The following is a 13309-nucleotide window of genomic DNA, read 5'->3' on the forward strand; positions in this document are numbered from 1 at the left end:
CGACGGCGGCACATTTCGATGCTGCACCGCAATGTCGCTCCATGTCTTGAGCGGCAAAGACCCGCCACGTTGACGCCGCGACAAAGGGAGCGGTAACATGCCGAAGGGAGACGGCATGCGCCAATCGGCAATTCAATCGGTCGCCATCATCGGCGGCGGCACCGCGGGATGGATGACCGCGGCGGCGCTGGCGCACAAGCTGGCGGGGCTCCCCATTTCGGTCACATTGGTCGAATCGGAAGAGATCGGCACGGTCGGCGTCGGCGAGGCGACGGTGCCGCATATCCGCCATTTCAACGCGAGCCTTGGCTTCGACGAGGCCGATTTCATGGCGCGCACCAATGCGACCTTCAAGCTGGGGATCGAGTTCCGCAACTGGGGCCGGATCGGCGACAGCTATATCCACCCCTTCGGCGCGTTCGGCCGCGATATCGACGGCGTGCCGTTCCACCATCTCTGGGCGAGGCTGCGTCGCGATGGCGCGGCGCCCGCGTTCGACTCCTTCTCGCTGCCCGTGCAGGCCGCGCGGATGGGCCGCTTCGCGCATCCGGCGGATGACCCGGCTTCACCCTTCTCGACCTATTCCTACGCCTATCAATTCGATGCCGGGCTCTACGCCGCCTATCTGCGCGCCTTCGCCGAGGCGCGGGGGACCAGGCGGATCGAAGGCAAGGTCGTCGACACCGCGCTCGACGCCCAAACCGGCTTCATCGAGGCGGTCACGCTCGACGGCGGCAAGCGCATCGCCGCCGATCTCTTCATCGATTGCTCGGGCTTTCGCGGGCTGCTGATCGAGCAGGCGCTGAAGGCGGGCTATCAGGAATGGACGCACTGGCTGCCCTGCGACCGCGCGATCGCCGTCCCTTGCGCCAATGCCGGGCCGATCGCGCCGCTCACCCGCTCCACCGCGCTGGACGCGGGTTGGGCGTGGCGCATCCCGCTGCGGCACCGCGCGGGCAACGGCCATGTCTATTCAAGCGCGTTCATCGACGACGACCGCGCCGAACAGGCGGTGCTCGCCCAGCTGGAGGCGCCGCCGCTCGCCGATTCCAGAAGGCTGCGCTTCACCACCGGCAAAAGACGGCGGCAATGGATCGGCAACTGCGTCGCGATCGGATTGTCCTCGGGCTTTCTCGAGCCGCTCGAATCGACCAGCATCCACCTGATCCAGCTCGCCATCACACATCTGATCGAGCTGTTCCCGACGACCGACTGGGATCCGATGGACGCCGCCGAGTTCAACCGCGTGATGGCGCTGGAATATGAGCGCGTCCGCGACTTCCTGATCCTGCACTATCATGCGACCGAGCGCGACGACACACCCTTCTGGACCCACTGCCGGACGATGGAGATACCCGATTCGCTGGCGCACAAGCTGGCGCTGTTCCGCGAGCGCGGCGTGGTGGTGAACTATCGCGAGGGCATGTTCCTGGAGCCGAGCTGGCTCGCCGTCTATCTCGGCCAACGCGTGATCCCGCGCCGCGGCGATCCGCTCGCCGAGCGTGGCGATTCCGCGGAGCTCGAGGCCCGAGCGGTAGCGATGGCGGCCGATTACCGCCGCGCCGCCGAGCGGCTTCCGCTGCATCAAAGCCTGCTCGCCAACGTCGCGGCGGCCGCATGACGCAGCCGCCGCCCGCCATCGTCATCGCCGGCGGCGGTGTCGCCGGATGGCTGGCCGCCGCCATCCTGGCAGGCGCCTATGGCGCGGATGCGACGCGGATTTGCGTGGTCGATGAAGGCGGCGAGGATATGAGCCTGGGCCCGTTCGGCCGCGGCGTCGTCGCGCGGCCCGAATGGCACGCCTTCGCCGCCGGGCAAGGTTGGGACGAGCCGGCGCTGATGCATGCGGCGAAGGGCGCCTTCGCGCTCGGCATCGCCTTCGACGGCTGGCGTGCGCCGCGGCACAGCTGGTTCATGCCCCTCGGCGAATGCGGCGCGGCGATGCGATCGATCGCGTTCCACCACCTCGCCGGTCGGCTGCGCCAGGAGGGACGCGAGATCCGCATCGCCGACTATGCGCTGGCCGCAATCGCCGCGCAGGCAGGCCGGTTCGCCCATCCCTCGCCCGATCCGCGCTCGCCGCTTTCAAGCTATGATTACGCGCTCCATCTCGACGGCGTGGGGCTGGCGGGGTTCCTCCGCGATGCGGCGCTGTCGCGTGGGGCCCGTGAGATTTCAAGCCGCATCGCCGGCCTGGAGCGGCGCGGGGACGGCGGCATCGCCGCGCTGATGCTCGGCGACGGCCGCCGGGTGGCGGGCGATCTGTTCATCGACTGCACCGGCGCGCCCGCGCGCCTGGTTCGCGAAATGGCCGGTGCGCGGTTCGACGGCTGGCAGCGCTGGCTGCCCTGCGACCGCGCGATCACACATCACGAGCAGCTGGCCGACGGCGCCGCGCCCTATGCCAGCCATGCGGCGCATAATGCCGGATGGGTGCGGCACGTGCCGCTGGACGGCGCGCATGCGTTGGCGCTGATCTATGCCAGCGGCGCGATGACCGACCAAGCCGCGCAAGCGAGCATGGACGGCGCGCCGATCGCCTATGAAGCAGGCCGCTGGCGTGAGCCGTGGATCGCCAATTGCGTCGCCATCGGCGCGGCGGCGGGACTGGGCGATCCGCTGCAGGGCTTCGACCTGCAGCTCGCGCTCGGCTCGGTGCTAAGACTGGTCCGCCTGCTGCCCCATGTGGACGGCGGGGACGTCGAGGCGCGGGAATATAACCGGCTGACGGCGAGCGTGCTCGATCGGGCGCGCGATGCGGCGATCCTGCCCTATCGGACCAACGGCCGCACCGGCCAGGCCTTCTGGGACGCCGCCCGCGCGGTCGATCCGCCCGAAACGCTGGCCCACAAGATCGCGCTGTGGGAAAGCCGCGGGCGCGTCGCGCTGTATGACGACGAAGCGCTGGAGGAGGATGACTGGGTGGCGATGTTCGAAGGCATGGGCGTGCGTCCGCGCCGCTACGATCCGCTTGCCGATGCGATTCCCGTCGATCGCATCGACGCGCATCTCGCCCGGCTGCGCGAGGTGCTGACCCGCGCCGCGCAGGCGATGCCGCGCCACGCCGACTATCTGCGCGGGCCGGCATGAAGGACTTCGCCGGCGAAGGCCGCATCCGCAGCATCGTCATCGTCGGCGGCGGCAGCGCCGGCTGGATGGCGGCGGCGACGCTCGCCCGTATCCTCGGCCCCGATTACGCCAGCATCACCCTGGTCGAATCGGACGAGATCGGCATCGTCGGCGTCGGCGAGGCGACCATCCCCCAGATGGCGACCTTCAACCGCATGCTCGGTATCGACGAGGACGCGTTCATCCGCAGCACCAAGGGCAGCTTCAAGCTGGGCATCCAGTTCATCGACTGGGCGCGGATCGGCCACCGCTATTTCCACCCGTTCGGCCAGATCGGGGTCAATATGGCGGGGGTTTCGTTCCACGGTTACTGGCTGCGCATGCATGCCGCCGGAGAGGCCGGACGGATCGAGGAATATTCGCTGCAGGCGCTGGCGGCCGAGCGCGACAAGTTCATGCGGCCGATCGATGCGGGCCGGTCTCCCCTCTCGGAGATCGCCTATGCCTATCATTTCGACGCCGGCCTCTATGCCCGCTTCCTGCGCAGCTATGCCGAGGCGCGCGGGGTGAAGCGGCGCGAGGGCAAGATCGTCGACGTGCGGCTGCGCGGGGGCGACGGTTTCGTCGAATCGGTGGTGATGGAGGACGGGAGCGCGCTTCCCGCAGACCTGTTCATCGACTGCTCGGGGTTCCGTTCGCTGCTGCTCGGCAAGGCGCTGGGCGTCGGCCATGTCGACTGGTCGCACTGGCTGCCGTGCGATCGCGCAGTCGCGGTGCCGTGCGAGAGCGTCGCGGCGATGACTCCCTATACGCGGTCGACCGCGCGCGCGTGCGGCTGGCAATGGCGCATCCCGCTGCAGCATCGCATCGGCAACGGCCATGTCTATGCGAGCAGCCATATGAGCGACGACGAGGCGGCGGCGGTGCTGCTCGCCAATCTCGACGGCGCGCCGCTCGCCGAGCCGCGGCTGGTCCCTTTCCGCACCGGCCATCGCGAGAGGTTCTGGGTGAAGAACTGCGTCGCGCTGGGCCTCGCCTCGGGCTTCATGGAGCCGCTCGAATCGACCAGCCTGTGGCTGATCCAGAGCGGGCTTGCGCGGCTGATGGCGATGTTCCCCGATCGCGGCTTCGCCCAGGCGGAGATCGACCGCTACAACCGCATCCTCATCACCGAATATGAGGAGATCCGCGACTTCCTGGTGCTCCATTACAAGGCGACCGAGCGCGACGACACGCCCTTCTGGGATTATTGCCGGACGATGGAGGTGCCCGAGCGGCTGGCCGAGAAGATGCGCGTGTTCGAGGCCTATGGCCGCACCTGGCGCGAGAATGAGGAGCTGTTCAACGACACCAGCTGGTTCGCGGTGATGCTGGGCCAGCTGATCCGCCCCAAAAGCCATGATCCCGTCGCCGAGGCGATGAGCCTTGAGGAAACGCGCGAGCGCATGGCGCAGATCAGAACCGCCGTCGCCAATTCGGCCGATTACATGCCCGATCACCGCGCCTTCATCGCCGAGCATTGCGCCGCCTGATCCAATCGCGCATGATATCGCTAACAAACACCGCGGGGAGAGAATGATGCGGGGTAAGGCGATAATGGCGGCGCTGGCGCTCGCCGGTTGTGCGACGATGCCGCCGGCCAGTCCCGACGGCGCGGCGCGGTTCGAATGGTTCGAATATTCGGGCGGCGATCCGGTGGACGCCCGCGCGAAGCCCGGTCCCGGCGAATACCGCAACCCGATCCTGCAGGGCTTCTATCCCGATCCCAGCATCACCCGTGCCGGCGACGATTATTATCTCGTCACCTCGACCTTCGGCTATTTCCCCGGCATCCCGGTGTTCCACAGCCGCGACCTAACCAACTGGACGCAGATCGGCAACGCGATCGACCGGCCGGACCAGCTCGATTTCGGTACGCTCGGCCTCTCGCGCGGGGTGTTTGCGCCGGCGATCGAGCATCATGCCGACACCTTCTATATCCTCAACACCTGCGTCGATTGCGGCGGCAACTTCCTGATCACCGCGACGGACCCGGCTGGGCCGTGGAGCGATCCGGTGTGGCTGCCCGAGATCGTCGGCGGGATCGATCCGTCGCTGTTCTTCGATGCAGACGGATCGGCGTGGATCGTCAACAACGGCCCGCCGGAGGGCACGCCCCGCTATGACGGCCACCGCGCGATCTGGATCCAGCGCTTCGACCCGAAGGCGAAGAAGATGGTCGGCCCGCGCAAGGTGCTGGTCGATGGCGGCGTCGATCCCGCGGCCAAGCCGATCTGGATCGAGGGGCCGCACATCATCCGGAAGGACGGCTGGTACTATCTGATCTGCGCCGAGGGCGGCACCGCGGAAGGCCATTCGCAGGTGGTGCTCCGGTCGCGCAAGGCGGATGGGCCCTATACGCCCAACCCCGCCAACCCGATCCTGACGCAGCGCGATCTGCCGCGCGGCCGGCCAGACCCGATCACCTCCGCCGGCCATGCCGATTTCGTCCAGCTGCCGAACGGAGACTGGTGGGCGACCTTCCTGGCGGTGCGCCCCTATCGCGGCGATTTCTACAATACCGGCCGCGAGACCTTCCTGATGCCGGTCGACTGGTCGGGCGAATGGCCGCGCATCACCGCGCCGGGACAGGCGATCCCCTATGTCGCCGCGCGCCCGGCGCTGCCGCCGCAGGCGAAACCGGCGGTGCCGACCAACGGGCCCTTCACCATCCGCGAGGAGTTCGACGGCGCGGCGCTCGGCCCGCACTGGATGATGATGCGCAACCCGCGCGAGACCTGGCACCGGCTGCAGGACGGCGCGCTGGTGCTGACGGCCCGCGCCGCCGGGCTGGGGGACAACGCCAATCCCTCCTTCCTCGCGCGCCGGCAGCAGCACCGTGACGTTTCCGCGAGCACGCTGGTCCGCTTCGCGCCGGCGAAGGGCGCGCAGGCCGGGCTCGCGGCGCTGCAAAGCGACGAATATTGGTTCGCGCTGGCCGTGGCGGACAGGGGCGGCGGCCGCGAGATACGCCTGACGCAGCGCGCCGGGCCGGACGATCCCAAGGCGGGGAGGATCGTCGCGCGCGCGACCGCGCCCGCCGGACCGGTGCGCCTGCGCATCCGCGCCGAGGGCGACCGCTACCATTTCGACCATGCCGGTGAGCGGGGCGCGTGGAGCACGCTCCATGCCGATGCCGACGGCAAGCTGCTCAGCACCGCGCGGGCGGGCGGCTTCGTCGGCGCGGTGTTCGGCCTTTATGCGAAAGCGGGAGACCAATGATGAAGCGCCGCCTGATCGCCGTCCTCGCGGTCGCCTCATGCACGGCGCCGCTTCGCGCCGATCCTCCTCCGCTGGTCTTCGATCTCAACCAGCTGGGATTCCTGCCCGATTCGCCGAAGCGGGCGGTCTTTCCCCATATGAGCGCGGAACCTGTGAAATGGAGCGTGATCGATGCGACGAGCGCGGTGGTCCTCAGCGGCGAGACCCAGCCTCGCCCCAAGGATGCGGCGCTCGGCTATCATCCGCACGTCATCGACCTGAGCGCCTTGCGGACGCCCGGCAAGGGCTATCGCCTGGCCGCCGGCAACTCGACGAGCAACCCCTTCGCCATCTCCGCCGATCTGTATCGTCCGCTGGCGCACGATGCGCTGTCCTATTTCTACCATAACCGCGCGGGCACGCCGATCCTCGCGCGCTTCGCCGGCGGCGAACGCTGGGCGCGCCCCGCCGGGCATCCCGAAGAGCGCGTCACCTGCTTCGCCGGCGAGGACAATCGCGGCAATCGCTGGCCCGGCTGCGGCTATACGCTCGACGTCACCGGCGGCTGGTACGACGCCGGCGATCACGGCAAATATGTCGTCAACGGCGGCATAGCGCTGTGGACCTTGCTCAATCTCCATGAGCTGCGGCAGGCGAGGGGCGGCGCGCCCGTCTTCGCCGACGGCAGCCATCCGATCCCCGAGGCAGGGAACGGCGTCAGCGACCTGCTCGACGAGGCGCGCTGGGAGATGGAGTTCCTGCTGGCGATGCAGGTGCCCGAGGGCGCAAGGCTGCGCGTGCCGGTCGGGCAGAAGACCAACCAGCGCCCGCTCGTCTTCACCGATATCGACGGCGGCGGCATGGCGCACCACAAGATCGCCGACGAACGCTGGACCGGGCTGCCGATGCGGCCCGACCGCGATCCCGAGACACGCTATCTCTATGCCCCCAGCACCGCGGCGACGCTCAACCTTGCGGCGACCGCCGCCCAGTGCGCGCGCATCTGGCGCGGCATCGATGCGGCATTTTCGGCGCGCTGCCTGGAAGCGGCTCGGCGCGCATGGGCGGCGGCGGAGCGCAACGCGCAAGTCTATGCGGTCGGCGATTTCAACGGCAGCGGCGGTTATGGCGACAGCGACGTGTCCGACGAATTCTTCTGGGCCGCGGCCGAGCTGTTCGCGACCACCGGCGAAGCGGTGTTCGAGAAGGCGCTACGCGCATCGCCGCACTTTGCCGCACCCGTCGATAAGGAACCCGGCTGGCCGAGCGTCGCCCCGCTCGGCAAGATCACGCTCGCGCTGATCGCCAATTCGCAGCCGCAGAAGCAGGCGCTGATCGATGCCGCCGATCGCTGGTCGGCGGAGGCGCGAGCTACCACCTACGGCATCCCCTATGCCTCGGACCGCTATGCCTGGGGCTCGAACAGCAACCTGCTCAACCGCGCGATCATCCTGGCGCTCGCCGCGCACTGGACCGGCGAGGCGCGCTATCGCGGCCATGTGATCGACGTGATGGACTATCTGCTCGGCCGCAATCCGCTCGGGCGGTCGTTCGTCTCGGGCTATGGCGCGCGGCCGATGCGCAACCCGCACCATCGCTTCTGGGCGCACCAGATCGATCCCGCCTATCCGCCGCCGCCGCCCGGCGCGCTGTCGGGTGGGCCAAACAACACCAGCAGCCCGCGCAGCGACGAGCCGGTCGCCCCGCCCAAGGGCTGCGCGCCGCAGACCTGCTGGGTCGACGATGCGCGCTCCTTCACCACCAACGAGGTCGCGATCAACTGGAACGCGCCGCTGGTGTGGGTCGCGACGTGGCTCGCTACTTCACCGTCAGCGTCGCGCTCTTCAGCGTCGCCGAGTCAGGCCCCGCCGAAATCGTGAAGGTGCCGGGCTCGACCACGCGCTTCATCTGAACGTTCCACAGCGACAGGTCGCGCGGCGCCAGGGTGAAGTTCACCGTGCGCTTCTCGCCCGGCTGCAGCGTCACGCGCTCGAACTTCTTCAATTCGATCACCGGGCGCGTCACCGATGCGGCGTCGTCGCGGACGTAGAGCTGCACCACCTCGTCGCCCGCGCGCGCGCCGGTGTTGGTCACATCGACGCTGACCTCGACGCTCTCCTTCACCCCGATCACCGGCTTGGCGAAGCGCGGCGCGGAGACGTCGAAGCTGGTGTAGCTCAGGCCGTAGCCGAACGGATAGAGTGGCTTGGTCGTGTCGAACAGATAGCCGCGCCGCGCGCTCGGCTTGTAGTTGTAGAAGATCGGCAGCTGGCCGACATGGCGCGCGATCGACACCGGCAGCTTGCCGCCGGGATTGACCCGGCCGAACACCACATCGGCGACGCCGTGCCCGGTCTGCTCGCCGAGATACCAGCCCTCGACCAGCGCCGGGGCGTTCTCCGCGAGATAGTTGACCGAAAGCGGCCGGCCGTTGAGCAGGATCACCACCACCGGCTTGCCCAGCGCGAAGATGCGCTTGGCCAGCTCGTTCTGCGGCCCGACCAGGTCGAGCGACGATCGGTCGCCTAGGTGATTGTCGGCCCAGGCCTCGCGGCTCAGCTGCTCGTTGCCGCCCAGCACCATGACGATCACGTCGGCCTTCCTCGCCGTCGCCACCGCCTCGTCGGCGAGCCTGGCGTTGACCTCGGGCTCGACCAGCTCGACCGGATCGGCCGACCAGGAGCGGCTCTTGGTCAGCCGCACGCCCTCGGCATAGTCGACGTCGAACTTGCCCTTGCCTTCGGTCTGCATGCCCTCGAGCACGCTCACCACATGGCGCGGCACGTCGCTATAGCCGCCGATCGGGGTGTCGCGCGCATGGGTGCCGATCACCGCCAGCCGGTCGATCTTCGCCGCGTCGAGCGGCAGCACCCCCTTGTCGTTCTTCAGGAGCACCATCGCCCGCGCCGCCGCTTCGCGCGCCAGCGCGATCGCGTCGGGCGTGTTGGTCCTGGCCTCAGCCGCGCCCGCATCGACATAGGGATTCTCGAACAGCCCCGCCTGGAACTTCATCGTCAGGATGCGGCGGACGGCGTCGTCGATCTGGCCCATGCCGACCTTGCCCGCCTTCACCAGCTCGGGAAGATGGACATAGCCCTCGCCGTCCGGCGTCTCGATATCGACACCCGCGGCCATCGCCCGCACCGCCGAATCCTTGATGTCGGTGAACATCTTGTGCCGCGTCACCATCTCGCGAATGGCGAAATAGTCGCTGACGATGACGCCGTCGAAGCCCCATTCCTTGCGCAGCACGTCGCCCAGCAGCCAGCTGTTGGCGTGGCTGGGGATGCCGTCGATCTCGTTGTACGAGGCCATCACCGCGCCGACCGGCAGCTCGGTCACCGCGCGCTCGAAGGGCGGGAAGAAATTCTCCCTGAGCGTGCGTTCGGAGATGTTGGCCGGGCCGATATTGGTGCCGTTCTCGGGCTGGCCATGGCCGGTCATGTGCTTCAGCGTGACGAACACCTTGTCGGGCTTCAAGGGCAGCGTCGTTCCCTGGAAGCCGCGGATCGCCGCCAGCCCCATCTCGCTGACGAGGTGCGGGTCCTCGCCATAGGTCTCCTCGATGCGGCCCCAGCGCGGATCGCGCGCGACGTCGACCACGGGGGCGAGCGCGAGGTTGGCGCCGCGCGCGCGCATCTCGCGCGCCGCGACCGAGAAGATGCGCTCGACCAGCGCGGGATCGAAGGTCGAGGCGAGCGCGATCGACTGGGGGAAGCTGGTCGCGCCGGGGGCGACATAGCCGTGCAGCGCCTCCTCGTGCATGATCATCGGGATGCCCAGGCGCGTCTCCTCGACCGCCCAGCGCTGCGCCGCGTTGATGTAGCGCGCGGTTTCCTCCGCGCCGCGATTGGCGACGCCCGCCGTGGCCCCGGCGGCGCCCGCGGACACGGTCACGCCGCGCCGGTCATAGGGCCGCGCGATCTGGCCAAGGCCGTGCGGGAACGCGGCCGACGCCTTTTCGGGGGAAAAGTCGCCGGTCGGCGTCTGGATGCGGTCCTTGTGCTCCCAGATCGTCACCATCTGCGCGACCTTCTCCTCGAGCGTCATGCGCTTGAGCAGATCCTCGACCCGCGCCGGAATCGGCTTCGAAGCGTCCTTGTAGAGCGGCGCCGACGCCTGGGCGCGCGGCTGTTCGGCCTGAAGCACCGCCGGGACGAGCGCCACGCTCCCCAAAAGCGCCGCCGCCAGCAACGCGCCGCGCATCCCGCCCACTTCACGACCCTGGTGAATCATCGATCTCTCCCCTCGCGCGTCGAGCGCTGGCCCGGCTTGACCGGTGCCCTGTTTGTGATAGCGCTACCATTGATAAGCCGCGTCCTTGCCGCGCGTCAACTGCCTTCGCGCGACCGCGATTGCCAAGACACGCGCGCCTTCATATGCCTGCGCCGGGGAGAATGGTTGATGCGATCGACGCGCAGGCGGCAGGGTAGCGCTACAGTTCAGGACGTCGCGCGCATGGCGGGCGTATCGGCGATGACCGTGTCGCGCGTCGTCAACGGCGGATCGAACGTGCGCGAGGCGACGCGCATCGCCGTGCGCGAGGCGATCGAGAGGCTCAACTATCGGCCCAATCCCGCCGCGCGCAACCTGGCGGCGGGCGAAGCGACGCAGATCGGCCTGCTCTATTCCAACCCCTCCGCCGCCTATCTCAGCCAGTTCCTGATCGGCGCGCTGGCCGGCGCACGCCGCGCCGGCTGCCATCTGGTGCTGGAGGCATGCGAGGGCGAAAGCGCCGACGAGCAGGCCGAGGCGACCCGCCAGTTCGCCCAGACCGAGGTGCAGGGCGTCATCCTGCCGCCGCCGCTCTCCGAATCGGCGCCGGTGCAGGCCGAGCTCGCCGCCGCCGACATTCCGGCGGTGTCGGTCGCGATGGGCCAGCCAGCGCCGGGCGTCGGCGGGCTCAACGTGCGCATCGACGATCGCGCCGCCGCCGCCGCGATGACGCGGCACCTGATCGATCTCGGCCACCGCGACATCGCCTTCATCCGCGGCCATCCCAACCAGCTGGCGAGCGCCGATCGCCATCGCGGCTTCGTCGACGCGCTCAGGGACGCCGGAATCGATCCCGCCGCGGCGGCGATCGAACAGGGCTATTTCACCTTCCGTTCGGGAATCGTCGCCGCCGAGCGGCTGCTGGCGCGCAACCCCCGCCCCACCGCGATCTTCGCGAGCAACGACGACATGGCCGCCGCCGCGGTGGGCGTCGCCCATCGCCAGGGCCTGCGCGTGCCCGAGGATGTCAGCGTCGTCGGCTTCGACGATACCGCGCTCGCGACCAATATCTGGCCCGAGCTCACCACCGTGCGCCAGCCGATCGCGCAGATGGCGGAGACAGCGGTCAGCCTGCTGCTCGCGCGACTGCGCCAGCGCGGGCCCGCGGGCCCCGAGGTGGCCGAGGAGGTGCTCGATCACGAGCTGATCGTGCGCGAATCCTCAGGGCCGCCGCCGAGAACGGCGGGCGCCAGGACGGCCTCGCGCACGCGCCGCGCCGGCTGACAGGTTCCGCTTGCATTCCGTGCGCGGATGCGATCATAGTTACCGCTAACAATATTGCCGGTGACGAATCCGGCGCAGTGGAGGGGGAGCTCGAGGGATGACGCAAACCACGTCAGAGCGCGCGAACATGGCGCTCATCATCGCCATCGTCGCGGTGGCGACGATCGGCGGCCTGTTGTTCGGCTATGACAGCGGCGCGGTGAACGGCACGCAGACCGGCCTTACCGAGGAATTCGGACTCAGTTCCGCCGGCCTTGGCTTCACCGTCGGCTCGCTCCTGATCGGTTGCGCCGTCGGCGCCTTCTTCGCAGGCCGGCTGGCGGATGTCATCGGACGCCGCACGGTCATGATCCTCGCCGCGGTGCTCTTCGTCCTCGGCGCGCTGGTCCAGGGCCTGACGGGCGTGCACGAGATATTCGTCGTCGCGCGTTTCGCGGGCGGCATGGCGGTCGGCGCGGCCAGCGTGCTGTCGCCGCTCTACATCTCGGAAGTCGCCCCCGCGAACATTCGCGGACGGCTGACGACAGTGCAGCAGGTCATGATCATTACCGGCCTGACCGCCGCGTTCGTGGTCAATTATTTCCTTGCCCAGGCCGCGGGCAACTCGCTCGGTGAGGTCGCGGGGACGCAGGCCTGGCGCTGGATGTATCTGGCGCAGGCGGCGCCCGCGCTGGTGTTTCTGGTGGCGCTGTTTTTCATTCCGGAAAGCCCGCGCTATCTCGTCAGCCGGGGCCGCGAGGATCAGGCGCGCAGGGTGCTGACCAGCCTGTTCGGCGCCGATGTGGCCGAGCGCAAGATCAGCGATATCCGCGCCAGCTTCTCCGCCGACCACCGCCCGAGCTTCCGCGACGTCGCCGCGCCGGGCACCGTATTCCGCCCGATCGTCTGGGCCGGGATCATGCTGGCGACGTTTCAGCAGTTCGTCGGCATCAACATCATCTTCTATTATGGCGAGACGCTGTGGCGACTGGCCGGCGTGTCCGAGGAAGTGGCGCTGGAGCGCAACATCATCTCCGGCCTCGTCTCCATCGCGGCGGTGTTCGCCGCGCTGCTGGTGATCGACAAGATCGGGCGCAAGCCGCTGCTCATGATCGGCTCGCTCGGCATGGCGGTGACATTGGGCGCGATGGCCTGGGCCTTCAGCGCGGCGGGGCAGGACGCGGACGGCAACCTCATGCTCGGCGCGACGCAGGGCTGGATCGCGCTGGTCGCGGCCAACCTCTACGTCATCTTCTTCAACTTCAGCTGGGGACCGGTGATGTGGGTCATGCTCGGCGAGATGTTCCCCAACCAGATGCGCGGATCGGCGCTGGCGGTGGCGGGGCTCGCGCAATGGGGCGCCAACTATCTCGTCGTGCAGAGCTTCCCCGCGATGGCCGACGGGCTGGGGCTGGCCGGCACCTACATGCTCTACACGGTGGCCGCGGTGATCAGCTTCTTCCTCGTCCGTTCATTCATCAACGAGACCAAGGGCAAGGAGCTCGAGGAGATGCAGGGCTGA

General features: G+C 68.7%; 8 protein-coding genes. 7 read left to right on the forward strand and 1 reads right to left on the reverse strand.

The features are described 5' to 3' along the window. Positions 1–97: 97 nt before the first annotated feature. Genes D1610_RS08940 through D1610_RS08960 form a run of 5 tightly spaced genes read left to right on the forward strand, consistent with a single transcriptional unit; the run spans position 98 to position 8189 of the window. Positions 98–1621 (forward strand): tryptophan halogenase family protein, encoded by a 1524-nt coding sequence (locus tag D1610_RS08940; RefSeq protein WP_245942066.1) that lies wholly within the window; start codon positions 98–100, stop codon positions 1619–1621. Next, positions 1618–3090 carry a tryptophan halogenase family protein gene (locus tag D1610_RS08945; RefSeq protein WP_118863838.1) on the forward strand — a complete coding sequence of 491 codons (1473 nt, stop codon included), beginning with the start codon at positions 1618–1620 and terminating at the stop codon, positions 3088–3090. Before D1610_RS08940 ends, D1610_RS08945 begins: the two co-directional genes overlap by 4 nt. Then, positions 3087–4601 carry a tryptophan halogenase family protein gene (locus tag D1610_RS08950; protein ID WP_118863839.1) on the forward strand — a complete coding sequence of 505 codons (1515 nt, stop codon included), beginning with the start codon at positions 3087–3089 and terminating at the stop codon, positions 4599–4601. Before D1610_RS08945 ends, D1610_RS08950 begins: the two co-directional genes overlap by 4 nt. A 43-nt stretch (positions 4602–4644) precedes the next feature. Then, entirely contained in the window at positions 4645–6330 is a 1686-nt protein-coding gene (locus tag D1610_RS08955) for a glycoside hydrolase family 43 protein (RefSeq protein ID WP_342768328.1), read from the forward strand. Beyond that, a complete protein-coding gene (locus tag D1610_RS08960) occupies positions 6330–8189 on the forward strand; it encodes a glycoside hydrolase family 9 protein (RefSeq protein WP_245942068.1) in 1860 nt (619 codons plus the stop codon). The genes D1610_RS08955 and D1610_RS08960 overlap by 1 nt, the downstream gene beginning before the upstream one ends. Here D1610_RS08960 and D1610_RS08965 read toward each other — a convergent pair. Beyond that, positions 8128–10545 (reverse strand): glycoside hydrolase family 3 N-terminal domain-containing protein, encoded by a 2418-nt coding sequence (locus tag D1610_RS08965; RefSeq protein ID WP_245942070.1) that lies wholly within the window; start codon positions 10543–10545, stop codon positions 8128–8130. The genes D1610_RS08960 and D1610_RS08965 overlap by 62 nt on opposite strands. A 168-nt stretch (positions 10546–10713) precedes the next feature. Here D1610_RS08965 and D1610_RS08970 point away from each other — a divergent pair, with 168 nt between their 5' ends. Both D1610_RS08970 and D1610_RS08975 read left to right on the forward strand, forming a co-directional pair. Further along, positions 10714–11808, forward strand: coding sequence for a substrate-binding domain-containing protein (locus tag D1610_RS08970; RefSeq protein WP_182466766.1), 1095 nt, complete (start codon positions 10714–10716; stop codon positions 11806–11808). 97 nt (positions 11809–11905) lie between these two features. After that, positions 11906–13309, forward strand: a complete 1404-nt coding sequence (locus tag D1610_RS08975) for a sugar porter family MFS transporter (RefSeq protein ID WP_118863842.1) — start codon at positions 11906–11908, stop codon at positions 13307–13309.

Origin of the sequence: Sphingomonas gilva, from assembly GCF_003515075.1 — a bacterium.
Lineage (GTDB): Bacteria > Pseudomonadota > Alphaproteobacteria > Sphingomonadales > Sphingomonadaceae > Sphingomonas > Sphingomonas gilva.

What these genes read in the sequence shown, in the direction of transcription:
- D1610_RS08945 (WP_118863838.1), top strand. Translation starts at nt 1,618, where the DNA reads ATGACGCAGCCGCCGCCCGCCATCGTCATCGCCGGCGGCGGTGTCGCC.
- D1610_RS08960 (WP_245942068.1), top strand. Translation starts at nt 6,330, where the DNA reads ATGAAGCGCCGCCTGATCGCCGTCCTCGCGGTCGCCTCATGCACGGCG.
- D1610_RS08955 (WP_342768328.1), top strand. Translation starts at nt 4,645, where the DNA reads ATGATGCGGGGTAAGGCGATAATGGCGGCGCTGGCGCTCGCCGGTTGT.
- D1610_RS08940 (WP_245942066.1), top strand. Translation starts at nt 98, where the DNA reads ATGCCGAAGGGAGACGGCATGCGCCAATCGGCAATTCAATCGGTCGCC.
- D1610_RS08970 (WP_182466766.1), top strand. Translation starts at nt 10,714, where the DNA reads ATGCGATCGACGCGCAGGCGGCAGGGTAGCGCTACAGTTCAGGACGTC.
- D1610_RS08950 (WP_118863839.1), top strand. Translation starts at nt 3,087, where the DNA reads ATGAAGGACTTCGCCGGCGAAGGCCGCATCCGCAGCATCGTCATCGTC.
- D1610_RS08975 (WP_118863842.1), top strand. Translation starts at nt 11,906, where the DNA reads ATGACGCAAACCACGTCAGAGCGCGCGAACATGGCGCTCATCATCGCC.
- D1610_RS08965 (WP_245942070.1), bottom strand. Translation starts at nt 10,545, where the DNA reads ATGATTCACCAGGGTCGTGAAGTGGGCGGGATGCGCGGCGCGTTGCTG.